The organism is Methanoculleus chikugoensis, from assembly GCF_019669965.1.
Taxonomy (GTDB): Archaea; Halobacteriota; Methanomicrobia; order Methanomicrobiales; family Methanoculleaceae; genus Methanoculleus; species Methanoculleus chikugoensis.
In genome coordinates, this window is sequence record NZ_AP019781.1 from 753,415 (window position 1) to 771,842 (window position 18,428).

Below are 18,428 nucleotides of genomic sequence, written 5' to 3' on the forward strand. Positions count from 1 at the left end.
ACCGATACTGAGCATATATGCTGCACCCGGGAACATCGACATTCCCCAGGAGTTCCCCCGGGGAGCCGCACCGGGGGCATGCCGGCCCCCGATCGTCGAACCAGTGGCCGCATTTGAGGCATTGATGGACGGTATGGACCCGTGAGTTGGCGGTAATGATCTCCTTGACGTGGTCCCGGCACCCGCAGAATGGGCAGGGAGCAGGTCCATCCACTCCGGTATCGCACGACGGGCACGCCGTCTTCCGGGTCCTGTCTAACCCGCACACACCCGTCCCCCTGTTTTCTGCACGTTTGTTCCTCTCCGGGAGGGTGTTGCTCCACCCCTTTCGTGCTTCCGGTATACTTTCCGGCCTGCATGGGTCAACCACACTGCTCTGTCTCATACACTCCCTATGGGTGCTCCGATCGCTTAAATGGTATCCATTGGTATCAATAGGTATCTCGTTGAAAAAATAAAAACAATACAATATAATTGTCCTGCCGGAATACCTGAATAGGAAGATGGAGTCTCCCGATAACGTCTCAAGCAAGCAGGTGGGTGTGCGGCTCCCGGGTCATCTCTACCGGTGGCTGAAGGAGAAGGTCGACAGCGGCGAGTACTCGAATATGGCCCAGTCCGTCATCGGAGAACTGACGAAAGCGAGGACGCTCGAAGAGGTGCGGCGCCGCGAGACTTCGCTTTATGGTGCGGGCGAGAACGAGCCCCTCGTCCGGATGGTGAACGAGCGCATCGAGGGGTTCCGCCGCGAGCTCCTGGATGAAGTGAAACGGCGGCAAGCCTGACCCGAACGTATCGTTCAACCTGCGTGCGACCGTCATCGGCCGGGGTGATTGCCTGTTCTCGCCCGGGCCGGTCGTCATGAAGAATCTCCTCAAACCCCCTATCCGGCAACCGGCAGCGCAACACATTTTTATGCTCGCCGAACCTGTAAATCAGATATCGTTTATACGGGCCCCGAATAAGCTAAATTAAATATACCGTGCCGCAATCCTTTATGAACAAGGTGTCATTATTATGAAAGTATCAACCCCGGCAACCCTCGTTGCCGTAACGCTCATGATCATCGCCGGTCTCCTGGTTGCAGGATGCACGACCACGGAAGAGACCCCGGGAGAGACAACCCTGACGGTCTTTACGGCCGCATCGCTCACGGGGGCCTTCACGGATATCGGCAAAGCTTACGAGGCACAGAACGAGAACGTCAAGGTCGACTTCGTCTTTGACGGCTCGCAGACCCTCCGCACCCAGATCGAACAGGGAGCGAATGCGGATATCTTCGTCTCCGCGAGCACAAAGCACATGAAGGCGCTCCAGGACGGCGGGTTCATGGACAACAGCACCGTGGTTCCGTTCCTCGGGAACAGCCTGGCCCTGATCGTCCCGGTCGATAATCCGGCAGGGATCACCGGTCTCGCCGACCTGAACAAACCCGGTGTGAAGATCGTCATCGGCACCAAGGATGTTCCCTTCGGCGACTATACCCGGCAGATGTTCGAGAAGATGGCCGCCGATCCTGCCTATGGTCCGGCCTACAAGGACGCCGTGATGAAGAACGTCGTCTCCGAGGAGACGGCGGTGAGCTCCGTGGTGCCCAAGCTGGCGCTCGGCGAGGCCGATGCGGCGATCGTCTACAAGTCGGACGTCTCAAAGGACGACCTGACGAAAGTGACCCGGCTCGACATCCCGGCCGAATACAACGTCGTGGCCACCTATCCGCTCGGCATCCTTGCGGAGTCGCCGGGCAAGACTGAAGCAGAGTCGTTCATAGCATTCGTCCGGGGCCCGGACGGCAGCGCCATCCTGACGGAATATGGTTTTGACCCGATCCCTGCCTGAACGCGGGATATTTCCGCACGGCAGCCTGACGGTATTGAGGAGGGCGGTTCTTTCCCTCTTCACCACCGTCCTTCTTGCACTCTTCCTCCTCTTCATCACGCTGCCGGTAGTCTCGCTCTTCCTGCGCATATCGCCGGAAGGGTTCTTCCATTCGCTCACCCAACCGGTGGTGCTCGATGCCCTCTCGCTCTCCTTCGTCACCGCGACGGTGAGCACGGCGATCGTCGTCCTCTTCGGGACGCCGCTTGCCCTGGTGAACGCCCGGCGCGACTACACGGGGAAGGAGCTCGTCGACACCCTCACCGACCTCCCCATCGTCCTCCCGCCGGCGGTGGCGGGGCTCGCGCTGCTGATGGCCTTCGGCCGCCGGGGCGTGATCGGGCAGTACCTCGATATCTTCGGCATCCATATCGGCTTCACCACGATCGCGGTGATCCTCGCACAGGTCTTCGTCGCCTCGCCGTTCTACATCCGGCAGGCGCGGGCGAGTTTCGAGGCGGTCGACCGCCTCTACGAGGATGCGGCGCGGACGCTCGGGGCCTCCCCCATGACCGTCGCTCTCCGGATCACCATCCCGCTTGCGTGGGGCGGACTCGTCTCCGGGGCGATCCTCTCGTTCGCCCGGGCACTCGGGGAGTTCGGTGCGACGATCATGTTTGCCGGAAACTTCCAGGGCAGGACCCAGACGATGCCGCTTGCAATTTACACGACCATGCAGGGAGACATGAACGCCGCGATCAGCCTCTCCATCATCCTTGTCGTGATATCGTTTGCGGTGATCTCTGCCGTGAAGATCGTCACCCGGAGGAAGTATTGATGCTCTCCGTCCATGCCGTCCGGCAACTGCGTGACTTCGTCCTCGACGTCACGCTCTCGGTCCGGTCCGGCGAGACCCTCGTCCTCATCGGTGAGAACGGCTCGGGCAAGTCCACGGTGCTGAACCTGATCTCCGGCATCCTCACCCCGGACCACGGCGAGATCGTGCTCGGGGATCGGACGCTGTTTTCGGACGAGAAAAAGATCGGTATTCCTCCCGAGAGCCGGAAGATCGGTCACCTCTTCCAGTCCTACGCGCTCTTCCCGCACATGACCGTCGCCGAGAACATAGCGTTCGGCCTCCGGTGCCGGAAGGTTCCGCGGCCGGAGGTTGCCTTCGCCGTGACGAACCATCTCCGCGCGATGAACCTCGCCGATCTCTCGGATGTCAACGCCGGCCGGCTCTCGGGCGGGCAGCGGCAGCGGGTGGCCCTTGCCCGGGCGCTGGTGCTCAACCCGGACCTCCTCCTCCTCGACGAACCGCTCGCCGCCGTCGATATGCGGGCGCAGGCTGCGATGCGGAGCGAGCTTCGCGACCGGATCCGGAGCGCCGGCATCCCCTGCATCGTCGTCACCCACAACCTCCGCGACGCCCTTGAACTCGGCGACCGTCTCTGCCTCATCGAGGAGGGGAAGGTGGTGGCCGAGGGTGCGCCGGAGAAGGTGCTCGGCATGCGGGAGAACGGGTTCATCGCGAGTTTCGCCGGGTCGGAGCCCCGCAACGGATTTATGCCCCGGGCGTCCATCACTGCTCATAGCCGGAGGCCGCCGGACTCCCGGCCCCTCGGATGATGACCATGGTGAAGCACGGATACGTTCTCCTCCTCGCACTGCTCGCGGCGATCTCTCTCGTGCCGGGTTCTGCCGCGGGCGGGGAGATCCCCATCAATTACTCGTTCAACGAGTCGCACGCGGAGATCTACGAGCGGATGCTGGAGCAGAACGCCTCCGTCGGCGAGTACTACGAGCAAGTCTGCCCCGAGTTCCTGGAGAGCATGCCCCCGGAGGTGAGGGCGCATCTCTACAACACGACGATGGCGCGGCACGGGGATCTCGCTTCCGGCAGGGAATTTGTGCCTCCCGGGAAACAGGTCGCCATCGCCATCGCCTCGCCCGTGATCCCGGTCTGCGGAGTGCCTGTTGCCCTGGTCACCATCGTCCTCGCAGCCCTCGGCATCCTCATCCTGCTCGCGGGAGTCTTGCTCGTCCGGGAGCGTATCCGCAGCGGGAAGGGGTGAACTTCAGGCCGCCCGGCGCGCCGGGCCACGCGCGCAGTAGAGGTATTCCTGCGCATACCCCGCGTATTCCCCGAAGTAGTCCCGGCTAAATCGCCGGATCCGCTCGTACTCCGCCGGGGTGCAGTTTTTGCCGAGATCGGGGAGATACATCTCTCCCACGATCCGGCGTATCCAGACGTCGACCGGGAACGCTTCAAAAAACCCGAACGCAAAGAGCAGCACGCAGTCCGCCGCCTTCGGCCCCACGCCCCGGAGTTGCATCAGCGCCTGCCGCGCCTCCTCGAACGGAAGGGCGGCGACCCGCTCCGCCCAGTCCGGGTGCTCTGCCGCATATCCGGCAGCCTCCCGGACGTAGTTCGTCCGGTAGCCGAGTTTACAGTCCCATAAGTCCCCGTGCGGAACCCCCGCGAGCGCCTCCGGTCCGGGGAACGCGTATGCCCTGCCGGAGGGCCCGTCTACCGGCCTCCCGTAGCGCTCCGCCATCAGCGCGACCCGCCGCTTCACCGCCGGGATGTTCGTGTTCGTGGCGCAGAGATACGAGATCAGGCACTCCCACGGTGGCTGCCTGACAAGCCGAAGGCCGCGGCACTCCCGGATGGCGGCGCCGATCGCCGCGTCGCGGTCGATCGACGAGAGGATGGCAGGAAGATCCTGGTCGAGCCGGAAGTAGTCGCGGACGAACCCATCGTCCGCCCCCTCAAACATGAGACGGGATCCGTCCTGCCGTATCCGGACGGCCCGGCCGTCGACGACGCCCCGCCACCACCCGTTTGTCTTCTCCCAGCGGAATGCCTGCCCGCAGGAGAGCGTCAGGTCGAGGTCGAACGGCTGGTCGGGCCGGAGTTCGATCGTCTTCATGGCCGGTAGCCGCGGCGGGTAAAAAAGGGGTTATTCTTTCTTCTCATCCTTCATCTGCTGGTAGACGCAGGACTGGACGTCCTGGCCCAGTTTCCCGATCGCGTCCGCCCGGCAGCGTGCGCAGTGGCGCATCTGCTTGATGTAGGGTTCGCACCGGTCCTGCATCTCCCGCTTCTCCTTCGGCGTCGGGGGGGTGATCGCGGCGAACTTGTACTGCGGGATGAGCGGGATGACGTTGAAGGTGAACGCTCCCATCTCCCCGACCTTCTTTGCGATCTCGGGAATGTGCTCGTCGTTGATCCCGGGGATGTAGACGGTGTTGATCTTGACGAACATCTTCTTTGCCACCGCCATCTCGATCCCCTTCATCTGCTGGGCGAGGAGGAGTTCGGCCGCCTCGCGCCCGTGGTACTTCTTCCCGTCGTACTCGACCCAGGAGTAGATCTTCTCACCGATCGCGGGGTCAACAGCGTTGAGCGTGACCGTGACGTTCCCGACATCGTACTTCGCGAGTTCCTCGATCGACTCGGGGAGCGCAAGACCGTTCGTGCTGATGCACATGATCAGGTGCGGGAACTCCTCGTGGATCAGCTTGAGCGCCTCGAACGTCTCCGGGTTTGCGAGCGGCTCGCCCGGACCTGCGATCCCGACCACCTTCACGTACGGGTACTCCCTGACGACGTTCCGAACAAGGTCGAGCGCCTCCTCCGGGGAGAGCACCCTGCTCGTCACGCCCGGCCGGCTCTCGTTCACGCAGTCGAAGTCCCGTATGCAGTAGTTGCACTGGATGTTGCACTTCGGAGCGACGGGGACGTGGCACCTCCCGAAGGCGTGGCAGGCTTTATCTGAGTAGCAGGGGTGCTCGCTGATCTTGCGCAACTGCTCCGGATCGTAGGGAACCTCCCTTCCCTGGACCGTTGCGGTTCGATACTCGTCGGCCATATAACTAATCTATGCGCCGGAGGATGTTATATACTGATGGTTGCCGGCCGGTCCGGGTGGACCGGTAAAAAGGTGGTAGGGTCAGGCCGTCTCCTGGCTGAGGTCGAACGGGAGGCGTTCCTCGCCGGTCTCGCGCGCATCCCTCTCCGGCTCCATCCCGAACCGTTCCTCGGCGGCTTTGAGGATCCGGCCGAGCATCTCGGAGTAGTTCAGGCCTGCGTACTTCGCCATCCTGGCGAGGTGGCCGTCCCAGCACCAGCCGGGATTCGGGTTGACCTCGAGGAGTTTCGGGTTGCCGTGCTCGTCGAGCCGCCAGTCGAACCGGCAGTAGTCGCGGCACTCCAGGCGTTCGAAGAGGGCGAGGCAGCACCGCACGATCATCTTCTCGGTCCCCTCGGGGAGATCCGCCGGCTTTGACGTGACCTTCCAGTACGGCGAGTCCGGGAGCCACTTTGCCTCGTAGCCGCAGATACGGGGGAGGTCCGGGGGCAGGGCGGAGTAGTCCTCCTCGATGACGGGCAGCACCATGCTGTAGCCCGACGGATTTCCGATGATGCCGACGCTGATGTCCTTTCCCGTGAGGAACTCCTCGACGAGGAGCGAGCAGTCGTACCCGAGGGTCGTCCGGAGCGAGGTGATGATGTCGGCGAGCTCCTCGATGGTGTGGGCGATGCTCTTCTGCGTGATGCCGTAGGAGGAGTCGCCGGCGTTCGGCTTGACGATCGCCGGGAACTTCATCCCGACATCGTAGGTGCGGTCGCCGGGGGTGATGAAGCAGGCGTCCGGCACCGGGATCCCCATCTCTTTTGCGATCCCGCGCACGAGCGATTTGTCGTAGCAGAACGCGAGCGACTGCGGGCCGGCTCCCGTGTACGGGATGCCGTACATCTCAAGAAGCGCCGGCACGTGGAGTTCTTTCCTCGGGTCGTTGTTGAACCCCTCGTCGCAGAGGTTGAAGACGTAGTCCACCTTCCCCTTCAGCCGCGGGAGATCCTGGATCAGCGTCTCGTGTTTGGAGTGGTAGGTGAACTGGTAGCCGGAGAGTTCCCGCAACGCCGCCTTCATCTGGTCGATGGTGTAGAAGTCGTCGTCGTCGAAGGCGCAGGAGGGTTTCAGGGCATCGGGCCTGGCCGGGTCGCCGAGGAGCACCGCGACGTGTTTTGCCTTCTCCCGGCCTTTCGTCTTCGTCGCCGACCACTCCTTCCTGACGTGCGCGGTGACGATGTGGCGGCGCTCCATCATCCCGAGGTCCTGGTTGCGCTGCGACTCGGTCGCGATCTCCTGGAAGGCAATCCCGGAGAATCCCGCCCGTTCCAGAAGCCGCCGGAGCGCCTCGGGGGTGTAGAGATGCTCGGCGTAAAACTGGTCGGCCACGACGCCCTTCTCGACGTCGGTGATCACCTCGCGGGATATCAGGCGCTGTTCGTCGAACGAGAGCGACCTCTCGCGGCAGACGAACATGGCGTCGTCGATCCACTCCCACGACCTCGGCTGGAAGTGCTCGCGTAAGTACTCGCCGTCGGCGACGTCCAGAAGCACCCGTCCCCAGGGTTTGAGGATGCGCCGGATCTCGGTGAGGATCCGCAGGTCTTCCTCGACAGAATCGAAGTAGCCGAAACTGTTCCCGAGGATGAGGACGACGTCGTAGGTGTCGGTGCGGTACGGGAGCCGCCGGGCGTCCCCCTCCCGGAACCGGATGGGGAGCCCCTCTTTCTTCGCGGTCGACCGGGCCCGCTGGATCAGGTAGTGCGACTGGTCGAGGCCTTCGGCGTTGTAGCCTCTGCGCGCGAGTTCGAGGGTGTGCCTGCCCTGGCCGCAGCAGAGGTCGAGAACCCTCTCGTGGGGCTGGAGATGCAGAACCCGGGCGATCCGGTCGATCTCCCGCTCGGTGATCCCGGGGTCGTCGACGACATCGCCGTCGGTCTTCAGGTAGAGGCGATTGAAGATACCCCTCCACCAGTCGGATTTTACGTGTTCCTCAAGGTTCGGGACCGGACCGATCGTCCTTTTGTCCCGGTGTTTTGCCTTGCGTTTGCTATCGGGAGGCTCGTCGGTGTGGACCTCGTCGATCATGCCGGCCCACTCCCCCCGGCTCCGTTTCCGGAATAGAACCATTGTTCTGCCGGGTTGCAAAAGAGAACGGTTATCCTGTACATAGTTGGATGATCTTTCGATAGGATGGTATCGATAAAAGCATTGCGTCACGATCCTCTCTTTAGCGGGAAACAGGCACATTGAAGGTGGGTTTTGGTTCCCGCATATCCCGAACACGCACCGGCCTCCCCGGGCCGGGCTCCCCGGTCCCGGATCCCCAAGAAACACCTATATATGCAGGCAGGTAGTTGTGTATGTGCAGATTATCTGCATGGTTGAGTATATGGAAGAGAGATATCCCCGCAGGGGCCCCAGATCGTTTCAGGACCGCCCCCGCGAGTTCCACAAGGCGGTCTGTTCCGACTGCGGTAAAGAGTGCGAAGTTCCTTTCAAGCCAACGGAGGGTCGGCCCGTCTACTGCCTCGACTGCCTCCCGAAGCACAGGAAACCCCGGTTCTGAGTAGCCAGTACGAATTCTGTTTCCAGAAGTGAGTGAAGTTCCGATGGAAGAGAGATACCCCCGCAGGGGCCCCCGTTCGTATGACGACCGCCCCCGTGAGTTCCACAAGGCGGTCTGTTCCGACTGCGGTAAAGAGTGCGAAGTTCCTTTCAAGCCGACTGAGGGCAGGCCGGTCTACTGCCGCGACTGCCTCCCGAAGCACAGAAAACCCCGATTCTAACCCTTTTTTTTAGCCGATCGCGCCGTCACACGATGAGCCGCCTTCGCATCAGCCTGATGGCGAGAACGAAGAAGATTACGGTAGCCGCCGCTATCCAGGCGAGATTGAGGAGGTTTACCGGCGAGAACGCCGCGAGCGTGATTGCCCGGTTGACGGCGACGACGTGCGTGAGCGGAAGAGCGGCGAGGGCGAAGTACTGGATTGGTTCCGGGAGCAGATCGAGCGGGAAGAACGTCCCCGAGAAGAGGAACATCGGGGTGATGAAGAGGAACGAGGGGTAGTTCAGCGCGTCGATGCTCGGCGTGATCGCGGTGAAGCACATCGCGATGCCTGCAAAGAGGAGGCCGGCGAGGAACGCGAAGGGTATGAGCAGCAGGGACGACGGCATGGCGACAACGTTGAAGATGAGGAGCACGGGGAGCATCAGTGCGGCGTAGATCATTCCCCGGGTGGCGCCCCAGAGCATCTCCCCCGCGATCACCTCGTCGATGCCGACCGGGGTCGCGATGATGGCATCGAACGTCTTCTGGTAGTACATCCGGACGAAGGAGGAGTAGGTGCACTCGAAGAAGGCCGAGTACATCACCGATATCGAGACGAGGGCGGGTGCGATGAAGACGGGGTAGGGGATCCCGTCGACCGCCTCGATGTAGGTTCCGAGACCGAACCCCAGCGCCAGGAGGTAGAGAACCGGCTCGACGAAGGGCGGGATGAAGTTTACCTTGTATGTCCTGAGGAAGGCGTCCCAGTTCCTCCGCCAGACGCTCCGGACTCTCGTGGTGATGTCGACGATCATCGCTCACTCCCGCAGGCTCCGGCCGGTCAGCCGCAGAAAGACGTCCTCGAGGGTTGCCGGCCGGACCGTCACCGCCGCCTCGTGCCGACAGACCTCGAGCAGTTCTCGTGCAACGTCGTTCGGGCGGTCCGTGAAGACCTGAACCACGTCGCCGGCAAGGTCGTAGTTCAGCCCGAGTTCCTCCAGGCGACCAACCACCTTCTGTGTCCGCTCGACCTCGACGATGTCGCTTCCCGCGTGCTCCCGGATGAGGTCCGCCGGGGTGCCCTCGACGAGGATCTTTCCGTGATCCATGATCACCAGCCGGTCGCAGAGGCGTTCCGCTTCGTCGAGGTAGTGGGTGGTGAGGACGAGGGTGTTTCCTTCGGCCCGGAGGCTCCGGAGTTTCTCCCAGATCAGGTGCCGCGCCTGCGGGTCGAGACCGATGGTGGGCTCGTCCAGGATGAGCAGTTCCGGTTCGTTGACGAGCGCCCGGGCGATGATCAGCCGCCGTTTCATCCCGCCCGAGAGGTTGTCGATCAGGACGTCCCGTTTCTCGTCGAGCTGCATGAATGCGAGGAGGTCTTCGGCCCGCCTCTCCGCCTCCCGCTTCGGGATGCCGAAGTAGCGGGCGTAGATCAGCAGGTTCCGGTAGGCCGAGAAGTCCGGGTCGAGGTTGTTCTCCTGCGGTACCACCCCGAGATGGCTCTTGATCCGGCGGTGGTGGGTATCCACATCCATGCCGAAGACCTCCAGGGTGCCGCCGGATTTAGGGGAGATGCACTGGATCATCTTCATGGTCGTCGTCTTTCCCGCTCCGTTCGGGCCGAGAAACCCAAAGACCTCCCCCTCTCTGACCCGGAAGGCGATGCGGTCGACCGCGACGAGGTCTCCGAACCGCTTCAAGAGGTCGTGCGCTACGATGATGTCCCCGATCGTTCCTCCTCCCGAAAGGGTCAGTGGAGTCGTGCGACTACAACATTCTTTCGCTCACCCTTCTGCCGCGCAGGGGGTTCCCGGCTGGGAGGCATGCAGCATTCCCGCCCGGTTCGGGCCGGAATTCCGGTCTATCGGGACGGGGCCCCCGCAGCCTTTTTGCCCGGCAGAGTAAACCGCACTTATCTGCAGATGTGGAGTCGCAGCGAAACCATGATCGAGAATTCCAGGGATACAGGAGGGGTCTTCTCCCCTCCGGAAGCCGTATACGTCGATTCCTCGCAGTCCCGCGGCCGGGGCGTCTTCGCCCGCAGGGATCTTGCGGCCGGCGAGATGATCGAGATCTGCCCGGTTATCGTGCTCGCTGGAGCGGATGAGCAGGAACACCTTGATAAGACGCACCTCTTCGACTACTACTTCGCATGGGGGGAGCACGCCGCCGTGGCGCTGGGCTACGGGTCGCTCTACAACCACTCCTACCACGCGAACGCGGATCACGTCTGCGATCATCTCCGGGGCGCGATCCGCATCTCCGCCCACCGCCCCATCTCGAAGGACGAGGAGATCACCATCAACTACGGCGGGCCGGCGGACTGCCCCGATCCCGTCTGGTTCGATGCGGTGGAGTGAGTTTTCTTAACGCCCGGAGCCGCGCTGATCTGCCGTTCCGGCCCCATTTTGCTCCGGTTTATCCCCGGGGCAGAGCGATCGTTGCCGGTATCGAGAACCGGGTGCCGGGGTACCGCCCCACCCTTGCCGGGCAGTTCAGGCCCGCCTGCCAAAATCTCCAGTGGAAATCAAGGGGTTTGCACAATACTCTCTATATTGTAGATATTCTCTCGATTCTCCGTTGCGGCTGTCGACCCCGGTAACCGTCCCGCAGGCCGTGCGGGTAACTCAGAACCGTCCTTTAAATTGGATGATTTGAGGGATTTAAGGGCAATTTGGGGATATCTCAGACGGGTGTCCGGGATGTAGGCGTGTGAGAAGGGAGATGCGGCCCGAACGCGCCGCGATTCGCCTGCAACGACCATATCGGCCGATGTGCCGTGCCGGTGCCCTATCTCCTGATGACCAGTTGCACCCGCTCGGTCCGCACGGTGCCTCCTCCGGTCGCCGTGACCACGGCATCCACGGTCGCGGTGGAGACGAGCGGCGGGAGGTCGGGGGCCGCGACCTCGTAGGTGAGCGGCGGGTAGGGTACGGAGATCGTGCCGAGGTCATGGTTATCGCGGTATACGCCACCGAGCGCCGTAGCGGTGACGTTGACCTCGATGGGAGCGGCAAATCCGTCTTCTGGGTGCACCGTGAGCGTGAACCTGACGGTATCGCCCGGCCGGGCCGTGGCGGACGACGGGGTGACGCTGATCGAGAACGTGCGGGACGCAACCTGCACCGGGGCGCCCGTCGCGACCGGGGTTCCCGGGGTTCCGGCCGGGGCCGGGGGGAGGGCCGGTTCTTTTGGAGGGGGTGCGCCCTCGCTCGCGAGGAGGGCGTAGGTGCCGGCGAGCACGGTCATCAGGACGCAGATGATGACCGCAATCAGCAGGGGAGGGTATTCTCGTGCCATGGGTGCCCCACGGTGGGTATGCCGGCAGAACGGTTGCCGGTCTATTTATGCGTTGCCGCCCTGCTCGGGGTAAAAGGGGTGGGTTGTTCAGTCGATGGCGACCATGACCTCGGTCGACTTGACCACGGCGTAGACTTTCTTGCCGACGGTAAGCCCGAGATTCTCCACGGACTTCTTCGTGATGACCGCGGTAAGTTCGCCGCCGCCGTCCAGCGCGATGACGACCTCTGCAGTGACGACGCCCACATCAATGGCCTTTACTTTTCCGGGAAGCTGGTTTCTTGCGCTTAACTTCATGATGCACCGCGGCGGTGATCCTGCTCTCCGGGCAATATAAGTTTCGATGCCCGGAAGACCGGCGTGGTACGCAACCTCTCCCTGCGGATGGGGATGCCGCGATGCTGTCTGTCGCTGTGGGTTCCGGGATGGGGAAGAGCGGCGGCGCCTGGTGTCCCCCCGGCCTGCACGAGTGCTAAAATAGGGCTCTGTTGAATGCCTCACCCTGAGGCATAGCACCTGCTACCTCCATCGACGTTGCTGCACGCGAAGACGCGAAGACGCGAAGGGGATTGCCAGCAACTCTCTGGATTTCGCGTTCTTCGCGCCTTCGCGCGAGACTCCGGAGTTGTGATACGGTTCTCCTGGGCGCAAAAGAGTGGGTTTACCTGTCCCCGGATCACTGTGCCGCGTCGACCCGACGTAGGAACTCCCGCACGGCCGTGAGGTATGCCCCGGTCTCTTCGAGGTGGTGGCTGTGCGAGGCGCCTTTAAAGACTTCGAGCTCCGATCCCGGCACCAGACTCCGGTAGTATTCCATGGTCGCGGGTGGCGCTTCGTCGTATTCCCCGCAGGTGAAGAGCACCGGAACCGGGACGCCGGCGAGCCGGTCGGCGACGCTGAACTCCCGGAGGGTTCCCGTGCAGGTGAACTCGCTCGGCCCCCACATCTGCAGGTAGACCGGCATGGCGAGGTGCTCGATCGACCTGTTCAAGCATTCGGGCCAGGGATCCGTCCGGCAGACGTGCCGGGTGTAGTACGCCGTTATGGCCTCCTGGTACTCCGGCGAGTCGAAGTTCCCGCCTGCTTCCGCCTCCCGGATATCCTCCTGCATCTCGTCGGGGAACGCCGCGAGGTTCGCCCGCTGGTCGGCGACCCACCGGCCGGCGTCCAGCAGCGGCCCGGAGAGGATGAGGCTCTCGACGCCGTCGGGTTTTTTAGCGAGGACGTATTCGGCCGCGAGCCCGCCTCCCCAGGACTGCCCGAGGAGGTGCACCCGGGAGAGGCCGAGCGCCTCCCTGACCTCGCCGACCTCGTCGACGTAGCGCTCCACCGTCCAGAGAGCGGGGTCGCCGGGCCGGTCGGAGTTCCCGCACCCGAGCTGGTCGTAGAAGACGATCGGCCGCTCGTCCGCGAGGGCTTCGAGCGGTTCGAGGTAGTCGTGCGTCATCCCCGGCCCCCCGTGGAGGACAAGGAGGGGCGTTCCCGCGCTCTCCGCACTGACGATCCGGAACCAGACCCGGCCGCCGGTGACGCCGACGTAGCCCTCGCGGGTGTCGCCGTCGGTTCCGGTTATGGTGACGTTCGATCCGTCGGCCGCCCGGCCCGTCATGATGCAGAGCGCGAGCAGCACCGTTGCGGTTGTGAGAACAAGAAGTAGCATGAGATTCTCCTGGACATTTTTCCCGGTATGGTTACCCCTGGAGTGCACGACCGGGGGGCTGTAGGGGGCCGGCGGCGGTGTGTTCCTGGTGGGGTGTTTGGTTGGGGATATTTTGAATATTATGAAATAGGATGGAAATTGCCCTTATGGTGAGATGATTCACGTACCGACTCGGTTTGCAATCATAGCGTTCATATTTTTGCCGGGCGTGCTGACGTGCCTGTCTTTAGGAGCAGATGGGGCTGACATCGGGTAACCCCTCGGCTCATTTACGACGGTTGCAAAAAGCCGGGTATGTCACTATCGAGAAGGCGTTTTCCGAGAATCCGTATTCCATAAGCGTTCATCGCAATAAGACAAAATTTAAACGTGTCGACAGGCGAGAATTCTAAAGCGCACTTAAGGTGGTTTGAAAAATGGTATAATGCTCCAGATTATTCTGACTATTCGAAGAGGTGTAGGTGTACTAACCCTCACCTCATTCTCCCATTCTTTTAAATTGTCTTCAAATGTCGTGCATTGACCGTTGACGCCGTAAAAATTATAAAGATGGCGAATCATCTCCATGTGCGTGTCTCTTAAGTAAATACTCCTATTAAGGATGTCATTTTGATACTTTAAAAATCTAGAGAATTTTCGAACAGATGGTTCGTCATAGTCCCATCTTCGCAGATTTTCCCGTGAGATTTTATATCGCTCAAAGATACTGTTATTCTTAGCTTTTAACTTGTCTATTTCTTGTTCTAGGAACCAGTCTAAGTCTTCGTAAATTTTTAGATTTATAAGAGACAATTCAACTAGTGAGAGCAGATCCCAAAATATATGTAGTGCCTTCCTATTATTTCGAATAGATGAGAAAACAAAGCTAGTGTATGTACTGGTCCCTAATAGGTAGATATCATCTAAAATCTCTAAATAGTCCAACTTCTTTAGTTCTCGATTGAAATATTTTTTCGCAAATAACTTTGCACTGACGTCAGATGCTATTTTTAATGTGGTAAGCCAACCCCGATCAGAAAATTGTGATACGTTTACTCCCTTTGATTTGATTGAGTATACTGATTGGTTGAAAGCCTTGAGAAATTTCTCTAAAATTGAATGCAATTGTCCTTCGTGGATATTTGACGCCCAACTCCAATTACTTTCTTTACCCGGGTATACTTTAGACGCAAGATTCTTGATTTCCGCTAGTTGCAGGTGTCCTTTCCAACTTAATTTGATGGGGACATGAATAACTGCATATCCACAAGGGTAGAAGTGGGCGTGAATTTTGCCTCTTGCATTTAATTTTGATACGTTCTTACTTACGTCTGGCATATCGATGGCTTCAAAAATAACTGGATTTCTAAGTTCAAAGTAAAAAGAAGAAATTCTATAATCGCCAATATCTGGGCAGTAGTACAGAAGATTGTCACATGATCTTCTTCCTTGTGTACCACCAACACTTTGCAGAAGTTCAATAAGCTCGTTGTCCGTATACCCCTTTGGTCTAATCCGAAATTCACGTGGGTTAAAGCATAATTGGCTGACTCCTTGGACTTCTGGTGCTTGTGGATTTGAGTTGTCATCTGAAACATCCGATTCTGAATCATTAAGGTGTAAGAGGTCAGAAAAGCAATTCTCACTACGAAATATCGATCCCCAACTTGGGGTTAAGGTTGAAGGCGGCTTAAGAGGTCGATCATCGACGTTAACCACCTGTGTGTTCACAACGTACACAGATTGGATTGTCAAAGAGTATCCCACCCATGCAAATGTGCGCCGGTGTGGCGAACACCTTGGACAATGAACAATTTTCTAGATTGTCCATAAGCCCACGTACGTCAAGTACAACATCACGGATCAACCTGCACGTGACATCTTGATTGCTGCAGTTCAAGGTGCCAGTGAGGTAACCCATTTCAACCTGTAAGCCGTACAGGTTGCCAGTTGCACCAGCATGACGCTCCCGGTCGGTGTTCTCCATCGCCGACTACCCCCCCCTGGAGACTGTAATATATATTTCTTCTCCTGGGTGTAGGTGCCAGATTCGCTGGTTTCAGTTATACAAAAAAGCATCGAGGACAAATCTCAATTTATAGCGTCATGTAGTATCAATCAAGACTAACCCTTCTTTAATTGCATAATTGAGTTGCATTTCTTGCAGACAAGCTCTCATCGACTATCTGTCCGGAGAGCGAATAGCCCGCTACGAGACTGAGCACTAGGGGCAAAAGCCATCTATCATCGCGCAGGACAACAGAGTTGTGCTTCCGGCAACCCCCACCGCACAGGTCTGCTGTGAATATTCGCTCCTAGGACTCAAATGGTGCATCAAGAAACCAGGAAACCTTGTGGAATATAAAAGAGCGAACCAATGACGCTGCGCCGCCAGTGCCAAACAGCAATGGGCCTGCCCGGATTCGAACCGGGGATCTTCGCCGTGTAAGGGCGACGTCATAACCGGCTAGACCACAAGCCCCGTGGATGCCTTATAGTGTTTTGCACCGTGACGGATAAACGTGTTGCCTGCTCCTGATTCCGGGGCTGTCGTGTCCGTGCTCTTCCGTCCGTCGCGGCTCGTGCTCACAAGCCTCTCCTCAAAAGCCCCCACCGCCCGCGCTTCGCGCTCCTCATTCGCACCTGACGGTGCTCAAACTCCGCTCCTGATGGAACGTCGTTCCGCCCCCCCAAGGGGGCGGGCAGTGCGTGGTGATAAACGATCGGCGGCACGGCGGTCGTTCGAGCATCGTTAGATGCGCAGTCCCATGGGAAGTTATATGCGGATCCTTGGTATTCCGGTAAGAATCCGCTCCGCGGGACGCCTCGATAGAGGCGCCCCTCTAAAGAGAGTTGAGGAAACGTACCAACAGGGCCTAAAAAAAGAGTTCAGATAAACCCGAAGGACTTCAGCGTCACTTCGGGGTTGACGGCTCCCACGTGGTAGACCTTGCCCTCGGAGAGCTCGTTGATGACGACCTCGGCCGGGGAGAAGAGCGAGGTGTCGATCTGGTAGAAGTCGAAGTTGGCTTCCTTGAAGATATCGTAGAACGGCTTCCCGTATCCCTTGGACTTGTTGCTCGGGATCCGATCCAGGTAGTCCTTGATCTCCGGCGCGTTCATCGTCAGCATGATGCTGCCGTGGTAGATCGTCGCGTCGTTGGTGCAGCCCATCGCCTTCGTGCCGTCCTTCTTGACGGGCGCAATCGGGGCGTGGCCGATACCCGCGGTGATCTTTCTGGTGTCGAACCCGAGCTCGTTCAGCTTGTAGATCGCGGTCTCGACACAGCGGCCGGCGACCTGGATCGAGCCGACGAGGGAGGCCGTGGGGGCGACGACCGCGCAGGTGTTCGCCACGTCCACGTTGCAGGCCTCGGCGATGTTCTCCATCACCGCGGCGTTCGGGAGGTGGTCGCTCTCAAGACAGATGACCGCGTAATCAAACTCGTCCTCGTACTCGATGACCTCGTAGGTGTGCTTGGGCTTCAGGGAGAGCGCCCGTGCGGGGCCGCTCCCCATCGCGAAGTACTTGTTGACGCTGATCGTCCAGCCCGCCTTCTGGGCGCCGAGGCACGCAATCGACGGGAAGTCGGTGCTGACCTCGATGAACGGCATGGGGAACTCCTTGATCCGGCCCATCGTAATGTCGACCTCGCCGAGCCCGCCCATGCAGATCTCGGTGAACCGCCTCCCAGTCAGGTACCCGCCCGAAGTGCTGACGCCGCAGTCAACAATGCGTGCGCCGTTGTCGAGCTCGTGCGGGGCGGCATTGAACTCCTCGGCGTATTCGAAGAGTTCCTCAAAAATATCCAGTGCCAGTTCGTTCACGCTGAGCATGTGGAAAACCTCATCAGAGTACAAACGGTGGGGGAACAGATAAGGATTATCAAATCGATTGCTCCTGCCCCAGGTGTTCCAGCACGCGCCCGGGATCGTACCGGAGACTGATCAGCCGTGTTCGCCCCCTTCCCTGGCGGTAGTGGAGGTTCAAGAGCCGCATCGCATCGAACTTCTGGATGATCTCGTAGAACTTGGTGTAACTGACCCCGCCCACCTGCTCTTTGACGAACCGGTAGACGTCGCCGGCGTTCATCTCCTTATCGTCGCGGGCCGACATATCCGCGATCCTGGCCAGCACCTCCCGCTCCTCGGCCTTGAGCGCCCGGAGCGAGAACGCAAGGTGGAGGTACCGGGAGACCTCGTATGCCTTGCAGACATCCCCCCGCTCGACCGACCGGCGTGCCTCCCGCTCGGCGTTCAGGGCCGCACGCTTCAGGAGATCGATACCGACGCGGAGGTCGCCGCTCTTCATCGTCTGCTCCACCACGAGATCCAGCATATCGGGCCGGAGGACGTTCGGGTAGAGACCCTGCAGGACACGCTCCTCGAGGATGCCGTGGATCTCCTCCGCTGAGTAGGGGGGGAAGTAGATCTCGGTCGGGCGGAAGACCGATGCCACCCGTGCGTCGACCTCGGTCTGCAGGGTGACGGACATGTCGCTGACGATGGCGACGACCCCGATCCGGACGCCCGGGTAGGCCTCGTGCGAGCGCAGCAGGGGATAGAGCACCTGGTTGATCTCGTTCTCGTAGAGGAGGTAGTTCGCGTCGTCGAGCGCCACGAGGAGCACCTGCTCTTCGCGCTGCAGCACTTTCGCTATGGCGTCGAAGACCTGCTTGAACGACGTGCCCGACGGCGGCGGCGGGTGCCCGGTGACGCGGCGGTAGATCTGCGAGAAGATAGCGAACTTGGTGTTGTCGATCTGGCAGTTGATGTAGACGGGGACGAGCTTCTTCGTAGCCTCTTCGATCTCGGCAAAGACCTTTTTGACGCTCGTCGTCTTCCCGGTTCCCGGGAGGCCGCGGCAGATGGTGTTGAGCGGCCTCGCCCCCCGCAGCCCGGGCTTGACCTGAAACGCGAGTTCCCGGATCTGGGCGTCACGGTGGTTGAACTGCTCGGGGACGTAATCGATCTCGAAGACCTCGGGATCCCGAAAAAGCGTCTCGTCCCACATGAGCAGGTTCTTCTTCATTATACAATC

Annotated in this window: 20 protein-coding genes and 1 tRNA gene; 9 read left to right on the forward strand and 12 right to left on the reverse strand. The window is 60.3% G+C overall.

From position 1 onward, the window contains the following. Window positions 1–503: 503 nt before the first annotated feature. The 5 genes from MchiMG62_RS03955 to MchiMG62_RS03975 all read left to right on the forward strand — a co-directional run bounded on the left by MchiMG62_RS03955 (window position 504) and on the right by MchiMG62_RS03975 (window position 3,893). A complete protein-coding gene (locus MchiMG62_RS03955; RefSeq protein ID WP_221057978.1) occupies window positions 504–785 on the forward strand; it encodes a hypothetical protein in 282 nt (93 codons plus the stop codon). 232 nt (window positions 786–1,017) lie between these two features. Beyond that, entirely contained in the window at window positions 1,018–1,839 is an 822-nt protein-coding gene (gene modA / locus MchiMG62_RS03960) for a molybdate ABC transporter substrate-binding protein (protein ID WP_221057979.1), read from the forward strand. A 34-nt stretch (window positions 1,840–1,873) separates the two neighbouring features. Next, window positions 1,874–2,656: an ABC transporter permease gene (locus MchiMG62_RS03965; protein WP_244987788.1), complete on the forward strand. Its 783-nt coding sequence runs from the start codon at window positions 1,874–1,876 to the stop codon at window positions 2,654–2,656. After that, window positions 2,656–3,447 (forward strand): ABC transporter ATP-binding protein, encoded by a 792-nt coding sequence (locus tag MchiMG62_RS03970; protein WP_221057981.1) that lies wholly within the window; start codon window positions 2,656–2,658, stop codon window positions 3,445–3,447. Before MchiMG62_RS03965 ends, MchiMG62_RS03970 begins: the two co-directional genes overlap by 1 nt. Window positions 3,448–3,452: 5 nt before the next feature. Further along, window positions 3,453–3,893, forward strand: a complete 441-nt coding sequence (locus tag MchiMG62_RS03975; RefSeq protein ID WP_221057982.1) for a hypothetical protein — start codon at window positions 3,453–3,455, stop codon at window positions 3,891–3,893. 3 nt (window positions 3,894–3,896) lie between these two features. On the opposite strand, the gene MchiMG62_RS03980 is transcribed toward MchiMG62_RS03975, so the two are convergent. From MchiMG62_RS03980 to MchiMG62_RS03990, 3 genes are all read right to left on the reverse strand, one after another. After that, window positions 3,897–4,751 (reverse strand): DNA-3-methyladenine glycosylase family protein, encoded by an 855-nt coding sequence (locus MchiMG62_RS03980; RefSeq protein ID WP_221057983.1) that lies wholly within the window; start codon window positions 4,749–4,751, stop codon window positions 3,897–3,899. Between the two features lie 30 nt (window positions 4,752–4,781). After that, window positions 4,782–5,693, reverse strand: a complete 912-nt coding sequence (gene nifB, locus MchiMG62_RS03985) for a nitrogenase cofactor biosynthesis protein NifB (RefSeq protein WP_221057984.1) — start codon at window positions 5,691–5,693, stop codon at window positions 4,782–4,784. 81 nt (window positions 5,694–5,774) lie between these two features. After that, window positions 5,775–7,766, reverse strand: a complete 1,992-nt coding sequence (locus MchiMG62_RS03990) for a methyltransferase domain-containing protein (protein WP_221057985.1) — start codon at window positions 7,764–7,766, stop codon at window positions 5,775–5,777. Between the two features lie 304 nt (window positions 7,767–8,070). Here MchiMG62_RS03990 and MchiMG62_RS03995 point away from each other — a divergent pair, with 304 nt between their 5' ends. Both MchiMG62_RS03995 and MchiMG62_RS04000 read left to right on the forward strand, forming a co-directional pair. After that, on the forward strand, window positions 8,071–8,247 hold the full coding sequence (locus tag MchiMG62_RS03995) for a CxxC-x17-CxxC domain-containing protein (protein ID WP_221057986.1): 177 nt from the start codon (window positions 8,071–8,073) through the stop codon (window positions 8,245–8,247). A 43-nt stretch (window positions 8,248–8,290) separates the two neighbouring features. Next, window positions 8,291–8,467, forward strand: a complete 177-nt coding sequence (locus MchiMG62_RS04000; protein WP_074370462.1) for a CxxC-x17-CxxC domain-containing protein — start codon at window positions 8,291–8,293, stop codon at window positions 8,465–8,467. A gap of 25 nt (window positions 8,468–8,492) precedes the next feature. On the opposite strand, the gene MchiMG62_RS04005 is transcribed toward MchiMG62_RS04000, so the two are convergent. Further along, window positions 8,493–9,263, reverse strand: coding sequence for an ABC transporter permease (locus MchiMG62_RS04005; protein WP_221057987.1), 771 nt, complete (start codon window positions 9,261–9,263; stop codon window positions 8,493–8,495). 3 nt (window positions 9,264–9,266) lie between these two features. Next, the gene (locus tag MchiMG62_RS04010) at window positions 9,267–10,148 is read right to left on the reverse strand and encodes an ABC transporter ATP-binding protein (RefSeq protein ID WP_244987789.1); all 882 of its coding nucleotides are present in this window, start codon (window positions 10,146–10,148) and stop codon (window positions 9,267–9,269) included. A 243-nt stretch (window positions 10,149–10,391) separates the two neighbouring features. On the opposite strand from MchiMG62_RS04010, the gene MchiMG62_RS04015 reads away from it, so the two are divergent. Continuing rightward, complete coding sequence (locus tag MchiMG62_RS04015) at window positions 10,392–10,808, forward strand: SET domain-containing protein (protein ID WP_221057988.1); 417 nt, start codon at window positions 10,392–10,394, stop codon at window positions 10,806–10,808. A gap of 430 nt (window positions 10,809–11,238) precedes the next feature. Here MchiMG62_RS04015 and MchiMG62_RS04020 read toward each other — a convergent pair whose 3' ends face one another. The 3 genes from MchiMG62_RS04020 to MchiMG62_RS04030 form a co-directional block, all read right to left on the reverse strand. Next, on the reverse strand, window positions 11,239–11,748 hold the full coding sequence (locus MchiMG62_RS04020) for a hypothetical protein (protein WP_221057989.1): 510 nt from the start codon (window positions 11,746–11,748) through the stop codon (window positions 11,239–11,241). 87 nt (window positions 11,749–11,835) lie between these two features. Then, entirely contained in the window at window positions 11,836–12,045 is a 210-nt protein-coding gene (locus tag MchiMG62_RS04025; protein WP_054848364.1) for a TOBE domain-containing protein, read from the reverse strand. A 379-nt stretch (window positions 12,046–12,424) separates the two neighbouring features. Continuing rightward, window positions 12,425–13,408: a proline iminopeptidase-family hydrolase gene (locus tag MchiMG62_RS04030; protein ID WP_244987790.1), complete on the reverse strand. Its 984-nt coding sequence runs from the start codon at window positions 13,406–13,408 to the stop codon at window positions 12,425–12,427. A 236-nt stretch (window positions 13,409–13,644) separates the two neighbouring features. On the opposite strand from MchiMG62_RS04030, the gene MchiMG62_RS13390 reads away from it, so the two are divergent. After that, a complete protein-coding gene (locus MchiMG62_RS13390; protein ID WP_221057990.1) occupies window positions 13,645–13,800 on the forward strand; it encodes a transcriptional regulator in 156 nt (51 codons plus the stop codon). 7 nt (window positions 13,801–13,807) lie between these two features. On the opposite strand, the gene MchiMG62_RS04040 is transcribed toward MchiMG62_RS13390, so the two are convergent. From MchiMG62_RS04040 to MchiMG62_RS04055, 4 genes are all read right to left on the reverse strand, one after another. Beyond that, window positions 13,808–15,106, reverse strand: coding sequence for a hypothetical protein (locus MchiMG62_RS04040; protein WP_221057991.1), 1,299 nt, complete (start codon window positions 15,104–15,106; stop codon window positions 13,808–13,810). A gap of 689 nt (window positions 15,107–15,795) precedes the next feature. Further along, window positions 15,796–15,869: transfer RNA gene (locus MchiMG62_RS04045), tRNA-Val, on the reverse strand. A gap of 407 nt (window positions 15,870–16,276) precedes the next feature. Further along, window positions 16,277–17,224 (reverse strand): methenyltetrahydromethanopterin cyclohydrolase, encoded by a 948-nt coding sequence (gene mch, locus MchiMG62_RS04050; RefSeq protein WP_221057992.1) that lies wholly within the window; start codon window positions 17,222–17,224, stop codon window positions 16,277–16,279. Between the two features lie 49 nt (window positions 17,225–17,273). Further along, the gene (locus MchiMG62_RS04055; RefSeq protein WP_221057993.1) at window positions 17,274–18,419 is read right to left on the reverse strand and encodes an ORC1-type DNA replication protein; all 1,146 of its coding nucleotides are present in this window, start codon (window positions 18,417–18,419) and stop codon (window positions 17,274–17,276) included. Window positions 18,420–18,428 lie beyond the last annotated feature (9 nt).

What these genes read in the sequence shown, in the direction of transcription:
- MchiMG62_RS03980 (WP_221057983.1), bottom strand. Translation starts at nt 4,751, where the DNA reads ATGAAGACGATCGAACTCCGGCCCGACCAGCCGTTCGACCTCGACCTG.
- MchiMG62_RS04030 (WP_244987790.1), bottom strand. Translation starts at nt 13,408, where the DNA reads ATGCTACTTCTTGTTCTCACAACCGCAACGGTGCTGCTCGCGCTCTGC.
- MchiMG62_RS04015 (WP_221057988.1), top strand. Translation starts at nt 10,392, where the DNA reads ATGATCGAGAATTCCAGGGATACAGGAGGGGTCTTCTCCCCTCCGGAA.
- nifB (WP_221057984.1), bottom strand. Translation starts at nt 5,693, where the DNA reads ATGGCCGACGAGTATCGAACCGCAACGGTCCAGGGAAGGGAGGTTCCC.
- MchiMG62_RS13390 (WP_221057990.1), top strand. Translation starts at nt 13,645, where the DNA reads ATGGGGCTGACATCGGGTAACCCCTCGGCTCATTTACGACGGTTGCAA.
- MchiMG62_RS04000 (WP_074370462.1), top strand. Translation starts at nt 8,291, where the DNA reads ATGGAAGAGAGATACCCCCGCAGGGGCCCCCGTTCGTATGACGACCGC.
- MchiMG62_RS04005 (WP_221057987.1), bottom strand. Translation starts at nt 9,263, where the DNA reads ATGATCGTCGACATCACCACGAGAGTCCGGAGCGTCTGGCGGAGGAAC.
- modA (WP_221057979.1), top strand. Translation starts at nt 1,018, where the DNA reads ATGAAAGTATCAACCCCGGCAACCCTCGTTGCCGTAACGCTCATGATC.
- MchiMG62_RS04025 (WP_054848364.1), bottom strand. Translation starts at nt 12,045, where the DNA reads ATGAAGTTAAGCGCAAGAAACCAGCTTCCCGGAAAAGTAAAGGCCATT.
- MchiMG62_RS04055 (WP_221057993.1), bottom strand. Translation starts at nt 18,419, where the DNA reads ATGAAGAAGAACCTGCTCATGTGGGACGAGACGCTTTTTCGGGATCCC.
- MchiMG62_RS03990 (WP_221057985.1), bottom strand. Translation starts at nt 7,766, where the DNA reads ATGATCGACGAGGTCCACACCGACGAGCCTCCCGATAGCAAACGCAAG.
- MchiMG62_RS03970 (WP_221057981.1), top strand. Translation starts at nt 2,656, where the DNA reads ATGCTCTCCGTCCATGCCGTCCGGCAACTGCGTGACTTCGTCCTCGAC.
- mch (WP_221057992.1), bottom strand. Translation starts at nt 17,224, where the DNA reads ATGCTCAGCGTGAACGAACTGGCACTGGATATTTTTGAGGAACTCTTC.
- MchiMG62_RS03955 (WP_221057978.1), top strand. Translation starts at nt 504, where the DNA reads ATGGAGTCTCCCGATAACGTCTCAAGCAAGCAGGTGGGTGTGCGGCTC.
- MchiMG62_RS03995 (WP_221057986.1), top strand. Translation starts at nt 8,071, where the DNA reads ATGGAAGAGAGATATCCCCGCAGGGGCCCCAGATCGTTTCAGGACCGC.
- MchiMG62_RS04020 (WP_221057989.1), bottom strand. Translation starts at nt 11,748, where the DNA reads ATGGCACGAGAATACCCTCCCCTGCTGATTGCGGTCATCATCTGCGTC.
- MchiMG62_RS03975 (WP_221057982.1), top strand. Translation starts at nt 3,453, where the DNA reads ATGGTGAAGCACGGATACGTTCTCCTCCTCGCACTGCTCGCGGCGATC.